We start from the raw sequence: 16,672 nt of genomic DNA, 5'->3' as shown, positions 1-16,672 counted from the left end.
CCGATGATCCAGTCTCTTCTGATCGCCAATCGCGGCGAAATCGCTTGCCGGATCATCCGCACCGCGCGGCGGCTGGGCATCCGCACCGTCGCGGTCTATTCCGATGCCGACGCGGAAGCGCTGCATGTTCGCTCCGCCGACGAGGCGGTGCATATCGGGCCGTCGCCGGTTCGGGAATCCTATCTGCTGGGCGAAAGGATCATCGCCGCGGCCAGGCAAACCGGCGCGGAGGCGATCCATCCGGGCTATGGCTTCCTGTCGGAAAATGCCGCGTTTGCGCAGGCCGTCATTGATGCGGGACTGATCTGGGTCGGGCCCAATCCTTCTTCGATTACCGCCATGGGGCTGAAGGACGCGGCCAAGACGCTGATGCAGGATGCGGGAGTGCCGACCACGCCCGGCTATCTGGGCGACGATCAGTCCCCGGAGCGGCTGAGGCAAGAGGCGGACGCGATCGGCTATCCCGTCCTCATCAAGGCGGTGGCGGGCGGCGGCGGCAAGGGCATGCGCAAGGTCGAAAGCGCCGCAGACTTTGCCGACGCGCTGCTCTCCTGCCAGCGCGAGGCGGCGTCGAGCTTCGGCAATGACGCCGTGCTGCTGGAAAAGTGGATCACCAACCCGCGCCATATCGAGGTGCAGATATTCGGCGACGTTCATGGCAATGTCGTCCATCTGTTCGAACGCGACTGCTCGCTCCAGCGCCGTCACCAGAAGGTGATCGAGGAAGCACCCGCACCCTGGATGGATGCGGACACGCGCGCTGCGGTCTGCCGGGCGGCGGTGAATGCGGCGAAGGCGGTAAACTATGCCGGCGCGGGCACGATCGAATTCATCGCCGATGGTTCGGAGGGTCTGAAGGCCGACCGCATCTGGTTCATGGAGATGAACACGCGGTTGCAGGTCGAGCATCCCGTCACCGAAGCGATCACGGGCCAGGACCTGGTCGAATGGCAGCTTCGGGTCGCTTGCGGAGAAAAGCTGCCGAAAAGCCAGGAGGAACTGTCGATCGACGGCTGGGCGATGGAGGCGCGCCTCTATGCGGAGGACCCGGCCAAGGGGTTCCTGCCCTCGATCGGCAGACTGGATGTCTTTGAGCTCAGCGACCGGAACGTGCGCGTCGATACCGGTGTGAATCAGGGCGCGGAAATTTCCCCTTTCTACGACCCGATGATCGCCAAGGTCATTGCGCATGGCGCGACCCGCGATGCCGCCCGATCAGCGCTGGCGCAGGCGCTGGATGAGAGCGCGGTCTGGCCGCTCAAGACCAATGCCGCTTTTCTCGTGAAGGCGCTGGAGCATCCCGATTTCGCCGCCGCGCGGCTGGACACGGGGCTGATCGAGCGTGCGGGCGAGGCGCTGATGCCGCCCGCCCGGCCAAGCGAGGAAGCGCTCGCCGATGCCGCCGCCAGCCTGTCGCGGGGCGGCGGCCTCGCTGGCTTTCGCCTCAACGCCCCGGTGCGGCGCGAAGGCATGTTCCTGCTGGATGGGGAGGCGGTGACGATCACCTATGATCCGCGTCAGGGTGGCGATCGTGCCGACGATGTGCTGGTGGCGGAGGGCGGCCAGGTCTGGCGCCTCGCGCCATGGCGCGCCGATGGAGCGGCGGGGGCGGACGCGGCGGACGGCGCGGTCCTTTCGCCGATGCCGGGGCGCATCATCGCCGTTGCTGTCGCGGCGGGGGAGGCGGTTACCAAGGGGCAGAAGCTCTTGACGCTGGAGGCGATGAAGATGGAACATAGCCTCGTCGCGCCCTTCGACGGCACGATCGCGCAGCTCAACGCCAGCGAAGGCGGACAGGTGAGCGAGGGCGCGCTGCTGGTGAAGATAGAGAAGGGGGATGCGGCCTGATGGCGGGCAAGTTTTTCGACCAGTGGCAGGTGGGCGAGACGCTGCGCCATGAAATCCGCCGCACTGTGACGGAGACGGACAACCTCCTCTTTTCGACGATGACGCATAATCCGCAGCCGCTGCACATCGACGTGGAGGCGGCCAAGGCGAGCGAGTTTGGCCAGATCCTGGTCAACGGCACCTTCACCTTTGCGCTGATGATCGGCCTGACGGTTGGCGACACGACGCTTGGCACGCTGATCGCGAACCTTGGCTATGACAAGCTGGTCATGCCAAAGCCGGTCTTCATTGGCGACACGCTCCGCGCGGAAACCGAGGTGATGGAGCTAAAAGCCAGCAAGTCCCGTCCGGGCGCTGGAATTGTCACCTTCGCGCACCGCATGATCAACCAGCGTGACGAAATCGTGTGCCAATGCCTGCGGATGACCTTGATCAAGGGCAGCAATAGCTGAAATTGCGCCATTTCCTTGCATCGCCAAAGGCCCTTACGTTAGGGACTGTCAGAATCGATCGCGAGAGTGCGATTAGCAGCGGCAGAGCCGCGAAAAGGGGCAAGGCGTTCGATGATGGCGAAAGCGGATTTTATCGTGGTGGGGACGGGCGCGGGCGGCCTTGCGGGTGCGATTTCCGCCAAGCTCAGCGGGCTCAACCCGATCATCATCGAAAAGGCGTCCTGCTGGGGCGGCACCAGCGCTCTTTCTGGCGGCGGCGTCTGGATTCCCAACAACCACCTGATGCAGCGGGACGGGATCGAAGACAGTTTCGACGCCGCGCTCGCCTATATGGAAGCAACCATCGGCGATGTCGGCCCGGCCAGCAGCCGCGAACGCAAGACCGCTTATCTGAATGCCGGTCCGGACATGGTCCGGGGCCTGGAAGCACAGGGGCTGGGCTGGCGCCGGGCGCCGCGATACCCCGACTATCACCAGGATCAGCCGGGCGCGCGCGTCGGCCGCACGCTGGAGGGAGTGAGCTTCGACGGGAAGAAACTGGCGGGCTGGCTCAAAACCATGCGCACGTCCGGCATGCCGTCGATGGTGATGAGCACGGATGACGCCCCCCAGGTTCCCACCATGCTGCGGTCGTTCAAGTCCTTTTCCGCCGCCATGCGCATGATGGGGCGGACGCTGGCCTGGCGGGTGCGCGGGCGCGAACCTCTTTCGATGGGCCCGACGCTGGTCGCGCAGCTGATGGCGATCGTCCAAAGGCTGGGAATCCCCGTCCTGCTTGATACGCCGATCAAATCGCTGATTCAGGATGGCGACCGGGTCGTGGGCGTGGTCGCGGGCGAAGGGCCTGCCGAACAACGGTTCATGGCCCCGCACGGCGTGTTGCTCGCCACCGGCGGCTTCGCAAAGAACAGCAGCTATCGCAGGCAGTTTCAGGAAGTGGACGGCCGATGGAGCCCGGCCAGCCCCGACGACACGGGCGATGGCCAGCAGATCGGGGCACAGGCTGGCGCCGATCTCGCGCTGATGGACGCGGCCACCTGGTATCCGGTATCGATCCTGCCCGATGGCACCATCAATGCCGGGATCTGGGAGCGCACCTTGCCCGGATCGATCATCGTCGATGCGTCCGGCCAGCGCTACACGAACGAAGCGGCGTCCTATGTGAATGCGGGCCGTGCCATGCTGGACCGTGACAAGAGCGTCAGCGCGGTTCCAAGCTGGCTCATCTTCGACAACCGCTATCGCAGCCGCTATTTCTTCGGCTCCACGCCTCCGGGAGTGAATGGCGAATTTTTGAAGAGCGGCTTCTTCATAAAGGCGCCGACGCTTGGCGAACTGGCGGAGAAATGCGGCATCGACGCGGAGGGATTGAACCGGACGGTGCAACGCGTAAACGCCATGGCGCAAAAGGGCGTCGACGAAGATTTCGGCCGTGGCGACAATGTCTATGATCAATATTATGGCGATCCCAACAACCGGCCCAATCCCTCCTTCGGCCTGATCGACAAAGCACCATTTTACGCCACCCGCTTCTATCCGGGCGATCTCAGCACCAAGGGCGGGTTGATGGCGGACGAACATGCGCGGGTCCTTCGCGCGGATGGCAGCGTGATCGAAGGACTTTACGCCGCTGGCAACTGCGCCGCGCCAGTGATGGGCCGGACCTATCCGGGCGCGGGCGCAACGCTGGGGCCATCCATGGTATTTGCCTGGATCGCCGGGAAGCATGCCGCCACAAGGGCCGGGTAAGCCTTTCGCCGAGCCATGGCGGCTCTAAATCACGCGCACATCAGCCGATCATCATCAGACTGGCGTTCCCGCCAGCGGCAGTGGTGTTGATCGATATCGACACCTCTTCGAGCAACCAGTCGCAATGATAGGCGAGGGGCTGGTCCTGGTCGGCGGCATGGACCGGGATGATCGGCCCGGGCATCGCCGCGGCTTCGGCGACCGCCCGGGCGACCGTCATTCCGTCGCCTTCCACCAGGACGACGGAACAGGGGCCGTCCGCCCAAGCGGAAAATGCAGCGGCGACATGGGGCGGCAGATCGTCAGGCAGCGGCTCTTCGACCACGCCCTGGTTGCCGGTCGCCAGCACCGCCGCCATCTGTTCGAACAAGCCATGCGGCGTCTGGGGCTTCATCCCTATGCGGCCACGGGGGTGAAGGCTGTAGAGGTTGCTTTCCCCCACCGGCCCGGGCAGCGCAAGCTTGGTTCCCAGCGCAGAGGCAGCGGCATAGTCGCGAGCTTTTGCCGCGCTGGCCCATTCGCCCTTCGCTTCCAGCCAGTCGGCGAAATCATGGATCGGCGAAGCGGCACCCCGTTCCCGGTGACGCAGGACGGGCGGCCGTGCCACCAGCCTGCCAAGGTAGAGCGGCCCGCCCGCCTTTGGGCCTGTTCCCGACAGCCCCCGCCCGCCGAACGGCTGGACGCCCACGATCGCGCCGATCATGTTGCGGTTCACATAGAGATTGCCCGCCTGAACGCGCGCCGTGACATGATCGATGGTCTCATCCAGTCGGGTGTGCAGGCCGAAGGTCAGGCCATAGCCAGTCGCATTGATCGCATCGATCAGCGCATCCAGCCGCTCGCGCCGGAACCGCACGACATGCAGGACGGGGCCGAAAACTTCTTGTTCAAGCTCGGCGATATCGCCGATTTCGATGATTGTCGGCGCGACGAAGCTGCCATGCGCCGCCTCGACAGGAAGGGCGAGTTGATCGACATGCGCGCCGCGCTCGCGCATCCTGGCGATGTGTTTTTCGATCCCGGCCTTGGCCTGCTCTGTGATCACCGGACCGATGTCGACCTTCAGCGCGTCGGGCCGGCCGACCCGCATTTCACGCAGTGCACCTTTCAGCATCAGGAGGATGCGATCCGCCACCTCTTCCTGCAGGCACAGCACACGAAGCGCGGAGCAGCGCTGGCCAGCGCTGTCGAAGGCCGACACCAGCACATCCGCCACCACCTGTTCTGCAAGGGCGGATGAATCGACGATCATCGCATTCTGGCCGCCCGTTTCGGCAACCAGCGGGACAGGGCGTCCCGCAGGGGATAGCCGCTTTGCAAGCTCGCCCTGTATCATCCGCGCGACAGCGGTTGAGCCGGTGAACATGACGCCTGCCGTGTCCGGCGCGGCCACAAGGGCGCTGCCCAACAGCCCATCGCCGGGGGTCAGCTGAAGGGCATGGGCCGGTACGCCCGCCTCGTGCAGCAGGCGCACGGCCTCCGCCGCGATCAACGGCGTCTGGCCCGCCGGTTTGGCGAGCACAGGATTGCCCGCGACCAGAGCGGCGGCGACTTGCCCGGTGAAGATCGCCAGGGGGAAATTCCATGGACTGATGCAGATGATGGGGCCCAAGGGCTGCTGCTCGGCGCCGAAGCTGGTGCGTGCCTGCACTGCATAATAGCGCAGGAAATCGATCGCCTCGCGCACTTCCGCGATGGCATTGGGAAGCGATTTTCCAGCCTCCCGGATCAGCAGGCCGAGCAGGATCGGCATGCGCGCCTGCATCGCATCGGCTGCGCGCTCCAATATCGCTGCGCGCTCCTCCACGGGTTTGCTGCCCCAATCCGATGAGGCGGCGTGGGCGACAAGGGCGGCGGCATCTTCCGCCGCCACTTCCATCACCGTGCCGACCCTGTCCCGATGATCGGCGGGATTGACGATCGCTCGCTCTTCGCCTGACCCGAAAGTCGGGGCCGCCGTCCAGCCGATCTCTGCGCTTTCACGAAGGGCCAGCGACAGGGCGGCGAGCGTTGTTTCGTCGCTCAAGTCGAAACCCGCCGAATTGCGGCGATCGGGATAGATATGGGCAGGCAACGCTATCTGGTCATGCCTGGCTCCTGGATGGGGCATGGCGCGGACCAGTTCGACTGGATCAGCGGTCAGATCTTCCAGCCGAACCGCCGGATCGCCGATGCGGTGGACGAAGGAGGAATTGGCGCCATTTTCAAGCAGGCGGCGGACAAGATAGGCAAGCAGCGTCTCATGCGTGCCCACCGGCGCATAGATGCGGCACGGCCGGTCAAGCTTGTCCTTGCCCACCACCTGCTCGTACAGCGGCTCGCCCATGCCATGCAGGCACTGGAACTCATATTGGCCGCTCCTGAAATCCGGCCCGGCGATGCGGTAGATGGTCGCGAGCGTCTGGGCATTATGCGTCGCGAACTGCGGGAAGACTGCGTCCGGTGCCGCAAGCAGCTTTTGCGCGCAAGCGATATAGGCGACGTCGGTATGCACCTTGCGCGTATAGACCGGGAAGTCGGCAAGGCCGTCCACTTGCGCCCGCTTGATCTCCGCGTCCCAATAGGCGCCTTTTACCAGACGAACCATGATGCGGCGCCCGGAACGCCGGGCAAGGTCGATGATCCAGTCGATCACGAACGGGCAACGCTTGCCATAGGCCTGGATGACGAAGCCCAGGCCGTCCCATCCGGCAAGGTCGCGATCGGTTGCCAGGCTTTCGAGAAGGTCGAGCGAAAGTTCGAGCCGGTCCATTTCCTCGGCATCGATATTAAGGCCGATGTCATAGCGCTTGGCGAGCAGGGCCAGCTGCCTCACCCGGGGCAGCAGTTCGCCCATGATCCGTTCCGCCTGCGCACGGACATAGCGCGGCTGAAGCGCGGACAGCTTGATCGAAATGCCGGGCCCTTCATAGATGCCGCGCCCACCGGCCGCCTTTCCGATCGCGTGGATGGCGCGTTCATAGTCGGCATGATAGCGGTCGGCATCCCCAGCGGTCGCCGCTGCCTCGCCCAGCATGTCATAGCTGTAGCGAAAGCCCTTCGTCTCCAGGCTTCGCGCGCGCTTCAAGGCCTGCGCGATTGTCTCGCCAGTGACGAACTGTTCGCCCATCATCCGCATGGCGAGATCGACGCCACGGCGGATCACCGGCTCCCCGGCGCGCGCCACCAGACGCGTCAGCGCGGCGCCAAGCCCACGGTCATCGACGCTGCCGACCAGCTTGCCCGTGACGACCAGCCCCCATGTGGCCGCATTGACGAACAACGATTTGCCACCGCCCACATGGGCGCTCCAGTCGCCGCCAGCCAGCTTGTCGCGGATCAGCGCGTCCCGGGTCGCGTCGTCAGGAATACGCAGCAATGCCTCGGCAAGGCACATCAGCGCGACGCCCTCTTCGCTGGACAGCGAATATTCCTGGATCAGCGCTTCCACGCCGCTGCCGCTGCGGTGGACGCGGAGCGTCGTCACCAGCTGGCGGGCGATTTGCCTGATCGCTTCCCGGTCCGGCCCATCCAAAGTTGCGGCCTCCAGCAGCGGCGCCACGCATGCCGCTTCATCGCGGCGATAGGCGGCCGTGATCGCCTGCCGAAGCGGGCTTTGCGAGCGGATCGGGGGCGCGAAGGCGTCGAAGACGGCGTGATGGGGCATGGCCAGCAAATTATCCAAAGATCTTAGGCGTCATATAGGGATAGAACGCCCTGAATTCCGACTTCCCGCAACGCAAAATGTACAGCAAGTGAGCTAGTCCCGCTTTGCGCATGCGAGCGCGAGCGTGTAGTTACTGGCGTCCGGGCAAGAAACTGCTGCCCTAGGGAGGAGAGGCCAATGGCTGAGTGGCGGCATCATTGGGCCGATATCAATGGCCTCACCATGCATTATGTCGAGCAGGGTCAGGGGCCGCTGGTGGTGCTGGCGCACGGATTTCCGCACAGCTGGTTCAGCTGGCGGCACCAGATCGCGGCCGTCGCCGCCGCGGGATATCGCGTCGTCGCCTTCGATCTGCGCGGCATGGGGCAGACAAGCGCCCCGATCGAAGTGGAAGCCTATGACGTTCAGCATACGATGGGCGATCTCGTCGGCTTGCTCGACCATCTTGGCGAGGAACGGGCCGTCTTTGCCGGGCTGGATTTCGGGCTCTTCGCCATTTACGACATGGCCTATCACTGGCCCGAACGCATGCGGGCGATCATCGGACTGGGCAATCCGGCCTGGCCTCATGACCCGGACTGCTCGCCGCTGACCGCCGCCCGCGACGTGGCGAAAAAGCATTTCTATCATCTCGACTATTTCACCCGGCAGCCGGGCGTTGCCGAAGCCGCGCTCGATGCAGAACCGCGCGCGTTTCTGAAGCGGGTCTTTTATGCGCTCTCCGGCGATTATCACTATGTCGACGTTTGGAAGCACCCGCCCGGCACATCCTATCTCGATGCCCTGCCCGAAGCGCCGCCATTGCCATGGCCCTGGCTGAGCGAGTTGGAGCTTGAGTTTTTCGTGAGCGACTATGCCCGATCCGGCTTTCTGGGCGGGCTGAACTGGTATCGCGCCATGGACCTGCGCTGGGCCTATCGCCGCAAGTTCGAGAATATACCCAACCCCGTGCCCTTCTATTTCCTGACAAGCGAGAATGACACGGACATGGAAGCTTTCCATGGTGACGATCCATTGGCGAAATTGCCAAGCCAATATGCCGACCTGCGCCGCGTCGAGATCCTGCCCAAAGCTGGACATATGCTCCAGATGGAGCGCGCGGCCGAAGTCAGTGCCCGCATGGTGGAGTTCCTGGCCGACATCGACAGGTCGGAAGGCTGATGCCTGGGAGGGCATAGGCTTCAGGCGGAGCGGGCGTGCGGCGCATCGCTGAAGGCCTAGCCCTTTCTGCGGCGTGGGCCGGTTCGGCTTTAAGTTACGGTACAGCTTCAAGAATTGATCTTGCCGACCCATGTAAATGATGCTGCCTTGCTCGGACGTGACAAGGCAACGACAGCGTCAACGGGGATTTGATTAGGCCATTAGTTACTCACATAGCTTGAAATCGAACGCCATCGACTTGATTTCGAGTAAATCTGCCCTTATCGCTGCGGGCAGGAGAGAGATGCTGAAGTAAACAGAATGGGTTTGGCCATCCGGGCGCTGGGGCAAGGCTCAGTCGTCCGGAATTCTCTGGCGGAATCGTGACAACGCTGTCTTGCAGGTTGAGACAGCTGGGAAGGCCATAAAAACCCGGCTTCATATCGGGCAAATTCAGGGAGGATGAATGTGAGGAAAGCTCTATTTTTAATTGGTACGATGCTGACGAGCGCGCCCGCTTTCGCGCAGCCGGCAACGCAGGTGCAGAACGTCGAAGCAGCCGCGGGTAGCGGTAACGCCGCCGATATCGTGGTGACGGCGCAGAAGCGCGTCGAGCGTCTGATTGACACGCCGCAGACCGTCAATGTGGTCAACGGCGAACAGCTGGAGCGCTTCAACATCACGCGCTTTGAAGATGTCGCGAAGTTCGTGCCGGGTCTGTCGATCTCGTCGGGCGACGGGCGTCAGCAGGCCGTGTCTTTGCGCGGCGTGGCATTCGATCAGGACAGCCAGACGAACCGGTCGGTCGACATCTATCTCAATGAAGTCCCGTTCGATCCCACACAGGCGCTTCAGGCTCAATTCGACATCGGGTCCATCCAGGTGCTTCGTGGTCCCCAGGGCACACTGCGGGGCGGGACGGGTCCGTCCGGCGCGATATTGATCGGCACGCGCCAGCCCAGCCTGCAGAAGTTCGAGGTAAGCGGTAGCGCAAGCTATAGCGATCGCGAGGCCGTCAATTTGCAGGGCGGCGTCAGCATCCCCGTGGTGACGGACAAGGTCGGCCTTCGCGTCGCGGGCCTTTACGACCTCAATTATGGGAATGGCGTGAGGAACATCCTCACGGGCGACACCGACCGCTCCCGCTCTTACGCCGGTCGCATATCCTTGCTGCTGCATCCGACAGAAAATCTCGACATCCTCGTGATGCACCAGCAATTCCGCTCGAAGGTCAGGCAGCTCCGCCCCGTAGTCAGCGCGGAAGGTGCGCCTGTTGGTGAGTTCGGCTTTATCGGCCCGGATGACCGCGCCGCGATCACTGATGGCGACAATCTGTTCGTCACAAAGGGACGCGCCACCATCGTCAATGCAAGCTATGATTTCGGCGGGCATTTGCTCAGCTACATCGGAAGCTATCAGAACAACGACTTCAACACTGTGCGCGATCTTGATCTTGGCAACGGGCTGCTCTCGTTCGGTCCTGGGTTCCGACTCCCGGTTCAGCTGTTCCAGCGGATCGACATCAAGACGAAGACCTTGACGAACGAACTGCGGTTCGAGCGGACTGGGGATCATTTCTGGATCTACCGCTTCGGTGTTTACTTCAACGACGTGAAGTCGCCTTTCACTGGCCTCGTCGACTATACGGGTGCGAACGGTGACTGCGAAGCTACGCCCGGACCACTGGCCGGGTTCGGCTTGCCTTGTCTGGCGTTGGGCGGAGGCACTCCGACGAAATCGCATGATCGGGGTTATTTCACGACGCAGACCTTCAACTTCACTGACAAGGACACGCTGGACGTCGGCCTGCGCTATTCAACCAACGAGATCAATGACCCGACCAATCCCTCAAAATATGACGCCTGGACTGGCACGGCGAGCTACAAGCATGAGTTTTCCGACAGCCTGATCGTTTATGGCAATTACGGACGTGCCTATCGCCCCGGCGGGTTTGACACGACCGAGGCTGCCACTAATGGAGGGCAGAATCGCATTCCCACCTCCCTCTTCAGATGGAGCCCGGAAAAATCCGATTCATTCGAAGTCGGCGCGAAAGGCACATTGTTCAATAATCGCCTGACCTATGCCGTGGCGGCCTTCTACCAAAAGTTCAACAACTTCATTAATCGCGTCAACGGCATCGCCTGTGACTATGATCCCTCGACACCGGGGACTCAGAACGGATGTTCCGCCACCAACTTGACCTATAATGGTGATGCAATCGTGCGCGGTGTTGAAATGGAGCTGCGCGGGCAGATCACGCGCAACTGGAATGCTCAGCTTTCGGCATCCTATACTGACGCCAAATATGACAATGCAGAAATTCCCTGCAACGACTATAACAATGACGGCAACCCCGACTTCGGCGGAGCACCCGCAGTACAACCCGGGCGCTATTACAGCGTTTGTTCGTCCAACAGCGCCTTGTCCGCGCTGCCCAAGTTCCAGGCGTCGTTCAACACGGAATATAGCATAGATCTGCCGGACGATTTCCAGACCTTCGTGCGCCTGTTGGGCCGCTATCAAGGCAAGCGGGTCAACCCGAACTCCAACATCCGCTACCCCAATTCCTTCAAGCTGGATGCGTTCGCGGGCGTCAGGACGCCGATCGGTGCGGAGGTGAACTTCTTCGTGCGCAATGTCTTCGACCAGCGCCGGGACAATGTCGATCCGGGCCAAATCTTCGACCTGTTCGGCACGCCGACTGGCTACACGGCGATCAATTATGATCAGCGCCGTGAATTCGGTATTCAGACGCGGCTTTCCTTCTGATCATGGGCTCGCCCCCAACAGGGGGCGGGCATCATGGTGAATCTCAGAGCCAAGGCAAAAGAGAGGGCCCGCTGCGCAAGCTGCGGGCCCTCTCTTCGATCTTCGGTAAGGGCGGCGGCATGCGGGGCAGCCGCGTGCCTGTCCTTAGGTCCTATTCAGCCGCCAGGCCATATTCCGGCGGCATGATCGTGGGTAGGCCGGGATCGAAATGGGCGGTAAGCAACTGGATGAACTCCCCGTCGTGCAGCGGGTCCGTCGGCATCTTGAACGGGACGCCGCGAGCGCGCAGTTCCGACAGAAAGATGTCGAACACCCGCTCTTGCGACAGGTCATCGCTATGATCGAGCACCAGCGACATTTCATCCAGGTCCATGAAAATGTCCGCTCCCCAATGGACCAGGAACCGGACTTCGTCGGCGGGCAGCTGCTGGATGACCTTGCCATCGGTCTTGATCTGCCAGTCGATGGATGACGGATCGGCTGCGATGACGGAGTCGATCGCCAGGCCCTGGGGCCTGCGCATATGCTCCGGACCACAGGAGTTGGCGCCATGATACATGACCTCATTCTCGACCACGGCGGCACGCCCCCACATCGGCGCGTACAGCTGCTTGGGCTGGCCCTGAGGACCATCGGGCCAGTAAGTGAATCCCCCGCCGATCTGCCCCTTATAATACCAGGTCAGAACCTGCGCCTTCTTGATCTGCCACTCGCGGAACAGCCCTGATTTGGTCATCAGTCCGACGAGCCAGGACGGAGAATTCTGAATCGTGATGCCGCGGAAGTCAGCGCCATCGACGTGAGGCGTGCCGCCCGAACCCGAAGGACCCTGGATGTTGCAGAGCATCAGGTTCGGCGTCGCATATTTGGCGTTCCAATAGCCGCGCACCAGTTCAAGGAACTTGAAATTGAGGAAGCAATCCTCGATTTCGGGGTAGAGGCTGGCATGGCCGCGTCCCAGGGTCGCGCGGAACACGGGGCTCAGGAACATGTCCCATGTGGGCACAAAGCCTTCGGGAAGGCTTCCCGACGTCGTGGCGATCACTTCTTCAGGGGAAGAGAACTCCTGCGACAGGATCGTTTTCCACGGACCTTTGTCGCGCATGACGTTGAAAAGCCTCTGGCGCTGATCCTCGCTGAACGCGGCTTCTACCAGCTGCGGCTCTGCGACGGGTCGCAGGAATGCGTTGTTGTTCATGGCCGTTTCCTCATAGCCCGAAGGCTTCTTCTAACTGGCGCACAAAATTGCGGCGCTGCGGATCGCTGCGCCCTGACAGCCTAAATCCCGCGCCGGGAAAGAGTGGACAAAGCTCAACGATTGTCAATCCCGTGCTGCAAAGGTCATGTCCTCGCCGAGAGTGAAAAGAGGGGCTTGACTAAAGGTTGACGTGGACCAACAATTCCGCGGGCTTCGGGAAAGCAGTGCGCGAGTTGAGTGAAGCGAGTGCCGTCTTCCGGAAAATGTTGGAACGGCCGCGGGATGCCCGCCGGTCGGATAAGGCGGTTACTGCATGATGGAACATGTGCGCGCGGATGCATTTGATACGGGAACGGCGCGACTGAGACGCGGCATGCTGGTTCGCGCCATGCTTGCGCAGAATACCGGCACCGGCTGCGCTTTCGGCGGGTTGGCCATAACCGTTCTCGCGCTGCAGGATCGTTATGGCGCATCTTTGGGCATGGCGGCGATGGCGCTTTCCCTTGCCGTTCTTTCCATGACTGCGTTCGGCCCGCTGATCGCGGGTGCCATCGCCCGCTGGGGTCTGCGGCGGATCATGCCGGCAGGAGTGCTGCTCTCCCTCATCGGATATATCTCCCTTGCCTATGCGCCGAGCATGCTGTTCGCACTCGCGGCCTGTGGTCTTCTGATCGGACCTGGCGCGGCCTTGTTTGCCGCCCTTCCGCCAGCTGTACTGGCGGGCGGCTGGTATCCCGAAGCGCGCGGCAAGGTGATGGGCATCACCTATCTGCCCCTGTTTACGACAGTCATTCCGGTGGTGGGCGTCAGCATCGTCCAGACTTATGGGCTGAAGGTCTTCTTTCTCTCGCTTGCCGCCCTGCACCTGTTGCTGCTGCCCTTGATGCTGGGCGTGGTCGATCCGCCGATGGAGGCGCTGGACGATCAAGGGCCTGCCGAAAGCCCGGGCTTGGGTTCTCGCCATATCGTCATCCTTGGCGGCGCGATGTTCTGGATGATCGCGGTGGCAGACGGCATCCTGAACGGCACCGCTATTACCGGGGGCGCGCACATTTTGCCAATCGTCACGGAATATAAGGCGTCGATGGAGGCAGGAGCCATGTTGCTCGCTGTGTCCGGCGCGTCGAGCATCATGGGTTCCCTGTTTTCCGGCTATGCCTGCGACCGCATCGGTGCTGCCAATACGCTGGGTCTGGCCGGAGTAGGCTTCGCCATCGCCTGGGTCCTTCTGGCGATTACCGGATGGATGCCTGCCCTGGTTGTTTCTTCGTTCCTCATAGGTCTGTGCGGTGCATCGGTGTTCCCGCCGCTCAACGCGCTGGTGGTGCAGATCTATGGGGCCGAGGCGCTGCCGAAAGTGCTCGGCCTGCTGGGCGTCATGACGCTTCCCTTCACCTTCCTCATGTCTCCCGCCGCTGGTTGGCTGCGCGACTATGCGGGCAATTATGAACCCGTCTTCATCGCAGTGGTGATAGCCAGCGGCGCGGCGGCCGCCATATTCTTCGGCATCAGCAGATATCTTGCGCGCAACGGTGGATCGGGGAGCGACATGCCGGAAGCCGTCCTGTCGCCCGTCAACCCGACCTGAATTCTTCCAGCCATCCGGAACATTTCAGGCTGCCGGTCGACCGCTCGGCGCGCGCTTGATAAATGTTGAACAACGCCAACGATTGAGAATTTTGAGGAGCGGTAAAGCGCTAGTCATACGGCCTTGGCGGACCCGCCCTTCAGAAGATTGGAGGGAGAAAGTCGGATTGAGATGATCGCAAGAGAGGTTTTCCGGAGATGGCCCACAAGAAATTCCACCTCGGCTATTTCACCAAGTTCGGCGCCACCTCCTGGCCCGGCGACGGCACGGAGTTCGGTTCGCAATGGGCGGACGGGTCTTACCATAAAGAGCTGGCCCGGATGCTGGAGGCCGCGAAGTTCGACTTCATTTTCTTCGAGGACACGACGATCGTGGGTGACCGCTATGGCGGCTCCATGGAGCTGGATCTCAAGAACGCCACCCTGGCGCCCAAGCTCGACCCGTTGCCGCTCCTGCCCCTGATGGCGCAGGATACGTCGCACATCGGCCTGATCGCGACCGCCTCCACGACTTTCTACCCGCCCTATCTGCTCGCTCGGCTGCTCTCCACCATTGATAGCCTGACGAAGGGGCGAGCAGGCTGGAACATGGTGACGTCGAGCGAGAAGAATGCCGCCCTGAACTTCGGCCTGGAAAAGCTGCTCCCGCCGAGCGAACGCTACGACATCGCCGATGAGTTCGTCGAACTGTGCAAGAAGCTGTGGGACAGCTGGGAAGAAGGCGCGCTGGTCGCGAACACTGAAACCGGTGTTTATGTGGATCATACCAAGGTCCACACCGTCAACTTCGAGGGCAAGCATTTCCGTTCGCGTGGTCCGCTGAACACGCTGCGATCGCCGCAGGGCTATCCTGTCCTGGCGCAGGCGGGCGCGTCCGATCGCGGGCGGGATTTCTCGTCCAAAAATGCCGAGGTCGTGCTTGGCATGATGACGGGCGGCGTCAAGGGCATGAAGGCCTATCGCGATGACATCCGGAACCGCGCCGAAAAGCAGGGCCGCAATCCCGACGACATCAAGGTCTTCTTCCTGACGCCTCTCAACATCCTCCCCGAAAATGGCGAAGTCCGCGAGATGACGGAGGCGGACAAGCAGGCCGCGTTCGAGCATAATATCGTCATGGCGTCGTCGTCGCTCGACATCGACTTCTCGCAATATGATCTCGACGCGCCCGTGCCGCAGGACATTGTCGCTGGCGGCCATACCAGCGCGCTTGAGCATATGAAGAAGGCCGGGCGGGAGGAGGGCAAGTCCCTGCGCGACCTCTTCTCTACGGGTAAAGGCGGCAGCAATGCGCGCTTCAGGGGCACGGCGCAGCAGGTCGCGGACCAGCTGATGGCGGTGATGGACGAAGTGGGCGGCGACGGCATCCTGATCGAAGGATCGGGCTACAACCACCAGCTTCCAGCCCTGCTCGATGGCGTCATTCCCGCACTCCAGAAGGCGGGTGCCGTCCGCACCGAATATGAGGGCACGACCCTGCGCGAGATCCTGCGGGAATTTTAGTCTCGCGGCGGACTGGCCTTCGTTCAGCCAACAGCGGCCTGTTGCGACTGGCCGCTCGCCTCTTGCAAGACCATATTGTGCGTCTAAGGAACGGGATGATAATGCATTGAACTGAAAAAACACGATAAAGAGGTCGCAATGACGCGCATATTGGTGGCAGAGGATGATCCGCTGACATTAAGCGGCATCGGTATGCTGCTGGACAAGACCAACTTCGAAGTGGTCGCCACTGTGAACACCGGCACGGCGGCGCTCGACGCACTGCCCAAGGCGCGGCCGGACATGCTGATCCTCGACAACAGCATGCCCGAGCGCACCGGCCTCGACGTGTTGCGGACGCTGCGTCATCGCGGCGACAATCGCCCGGTCGTCCTGCTGACCGGCGGCATCAACGACCAGGCGACGAAGGAGGCCATGCAACTGGGCGTGGACGGCATCGTCATCAAATCGACCGCGCCCCGTGACCTTCTGACATGCCTGGAAACCGTGGCGCAGGGGCGGCGCTGGCTCGACCAGGAAGTCATGCAGCGGGCTATGCAACTGGCGATGTCGCCGGACGCGCCGCGCGATCCCTTCGCGGTGCTGAGCGGGCGCGAGCGGGCCGTGGCCTCGCTCGCCCAGCGGGGCCTGCGCAACAAGGAAATCGCCGACGAACTGGGCCTGACCGAAGGGACGGTTAAGGTCCATCTGCACAAGGTTTTCGAAAAGCTCGGGCTGCGCGGCCGGACCGAACTCATCCTGCTCGGCCAGGACCGCGAGGACTGACATTATACCCAA

The 16,672-nt window shown here is 62.4% G+C and carries 10 protein-coding genes; 8 read left to right on the top strand and 2 right to left on the bottom strand.

Annotated features, from left to right (window positions below):
* The first annotated feature begins 3 nt into the window (after positions 1-3).
* The 3 genes from ACYU8T_RS15720 (at position 4) to ACYU8T_RS15710 (ending at position 4,049) form a co-directional block, all read left to right on the top strand.
* On the top strand, positions 4-1,848 hold the full coding sequence (locus tag ACYU8T_RS15720; RefSeq protein ID WP_461160210.1) for an acetyl/propionyl/methylcrotonyl-CoA carboxylase subunit alpha: 1,845 nt from the start codon (positions 4-6) through the stop codon (positions 1,846-1,848).
* Positions 1,848-2,300, top strand: a complete 453-nt coding sequence (locus ACYU8T_RS15715; protein ID WP_461160209.1) for a MaoC family dehydratase — start codon at positions 1,848-1,850, stop codon at positions 2,298-2,300. The genes ACYU8T_RS15720 and ACYU8T_RS15715 overlap by 1 nt, the downstream gene beginning before the upstream one ends.
* Positions 2,301-2,414: 114 nt before the next feature.
* A complete protein-coding gene (locus ACYU8T_RS15710) occupies positions 2,415-4,049 on the top strand; it encodes an FAD-binding protein (protein ID WP_461160208.1) in 1,635 nt (544 codons plus the stop codon).
* Between the two features lie 40 nt (positions 4,050-4,089).
* On the opposite strand, the gene putA is transcribed toward ACYU8T_RS15710, so the two are convergent.
* The gene (putA, locus tag ACYU8T_RS15705) at positions 4,090-7,695 is read right to left on the bottom strand and encodes a trifunctional transcriptional regulator/proline dehydrogenase/L-glutamate gamma-semialdehyde dehydrogenase (protein ID WP_461160207.1); all 3,606 of its coding nucleotides are present in this window, start codon (positions 7,693-7,695) and stop codon (positions 4,090-4,092) included.
* Between the two features lie 177 nt (positions 7,696-7,872).
* Here putA and ACYU8T_RS15700 point away from each other — a divergent pair, with 177 nt between their 5' ends.
* Together ACYU8T_RS15700 and ACYU8T_RS15695 are read left to right on the top strand one after the other, a co-directional pair.
* The gene (locus ACYU8T_RS15700) at positions 7,873-8,856 is read left to right on the top strand and encodes an alpha/beta hydrolase (protein WP_461160206.1); all 984 of its coding nucleotides are present in this window, start codon (positions 7,873-7,875) and stop codon (positions 8,854-8,856) included.
* Positions 8,857-9,303: 447 nt separating this feature from the next.
* The gene (locus tag ACYU8T_RS15695; protein WP_461160205.1) at positions 9,304-11,607 is read left to right on the top strand and encodes a TonB-dependent receptor; all 2,304 of its coding nucleotides are present in this window, start codon (positions 9,304-9,306) and stop codon (positions 11,605-11,607) included.
* Between the two features lie 151 nt (positions 11,608-11,758).
* Here ACYU8T_RS15695 and ACYU8T_RS15690 read toward each other — a convergent pair whose 3' ends face one another.
* Positions 11,759-12,805 carry a hypothetical protein gene (locus ACYU8T_RS15690; RefSeq protein ID WP_461160204.1) on the bottom strand — a complete coding sequence of 349 codons (1,047 nt, stop codon included), beginning with the start codon at positions 12,803-12,805 and terminating at the stop codon, positions 11,759-11,761.
* 313 nt (positions 12,806-13,118) lie between these two features.
* Between ACYU8T_RS15690 and ACYU8T_RS15685 the strand changes: the two genes are divergently transcribed.
* The 3 genes from ACYU8T_RS15685 to ACYU8T_RS15675 all read left to right on the top strand — a co-directional run bounded on the left by ACYU8T_RS15685 (position 13,119) and on the right by ACYU8T_RS15675 (position 16,660).
* Positions 13,119-14,393, top strand: a complete 1,275-nt coding sequence (locus tag ACYU8T_RS15685) for an MFS transporter (RefSeq protein ID WP_461160203.1) — start codon at positions 13,119-13,121, stop codon at positions 14,391-14,393.
* 197 nt (positions 14,394-14,590) lie between these two features.
* Positions 14,591-15,895, top strand: coding sequence for an NtaA/DmoA family FMN-dependent monooxygenase (locus tag ACYU8T_RS15680; RefSeq protein ID WP_247233022.1), 1,305 nt, complete (start codon positions 14,591-14,593; stop codon positions 15,893-15,895).
* 138 nt (positions 15,896-16,033) lie between these two features.
* Positions 16,034-16,660, top strand: a complete 627-nt coding sequence (locus tag ACYU8T_RS15675; RefSeq protein WP_097093173.1) for a response regulator transcription factor — start codon at positions 16,034-16,036, stop codon at positions 16,658-16,660.
* The last annotated feature ends 12 nt before the right edge of the window (positions 16,661-16,672 follow it).

Source organism: Sphingobium sp. TomMM35A, assembly GCF_054771735.1.
This window is presented reverse-complemented; position numbering and strand designations above follow the sequence as displayed.

What these genes read in the sequence shown, in the direction of transcription:
- ACYU8T_RS15720 (WP_461160210.1), top strand. Translation starts at nt 4, where the DNA reads ATGATCCAGTCTCTTCTGATCGCCAATCGCGGCGAAATCGCTTGCCGG.
- ACYU8T_RS15715 (WP_461160209.1), top strand. Translation starts at nt 1,848, where the DNA reads ATGGCGGGCAAGTTTTTCGACCAGTGGCAGGTGGGCGAGACGCTGCGC.
- ACYU8T_RS15710 (WP_461160208.1), top strand. Translation starts at nt 2,415, where the DNA reads ATGGCGAAAGCGGATTTTATCGTGGTGGGGACGGGCGCGGGCGGCCTT.
- putA (WP_461160207.1), bottom strand. Translation starts at nt 7,695, where the DNA reads ATGCCCCATCACGCCGTCTTCGACGCCTTCGCGCCCCCGATCCGCTCG.
- ACYU8T_RS15700 (WP_461160206.1), top strand. Translation starts at nt 7,873, where the DNA reads ATGGCTGAGTGGCGGCATCATTGGGCCGATATCAATGGCCTCACCATG.
- ACYU8T_RS15690 (WP_461160204.1), bottom strand. Translation starts at nt 12,805, where the DNA reads ATGAACAACAACGCATTCCTGCGACCCGTCGCAGAGCCGCAGCTGGTA.
- ACYU8T_RS15685 (WP_461160203.1), top strand. Translation starts at nt 13,119, where the DNA reads ATGATGGAACATGTGCGCGCGGATGCATTTGATACGGGAACGGCGCGA.
- ACYU8T_RS15680 (WP_247233022.1), top strand. Translation starts at nt 14,591, where the DNA reads ATGGCCCACAAGAAATTCCACCTCGGCTATTTCACCAAGTTCGGCGCC.
- ACYU8T_RS15675 (WP_097093173.1), top strand. Translation starts at nt 16,034, where the DNA reads ATGACGCGCATATTGGTGGCAGAGGATGATCCGCTGACATTAAGCGGC.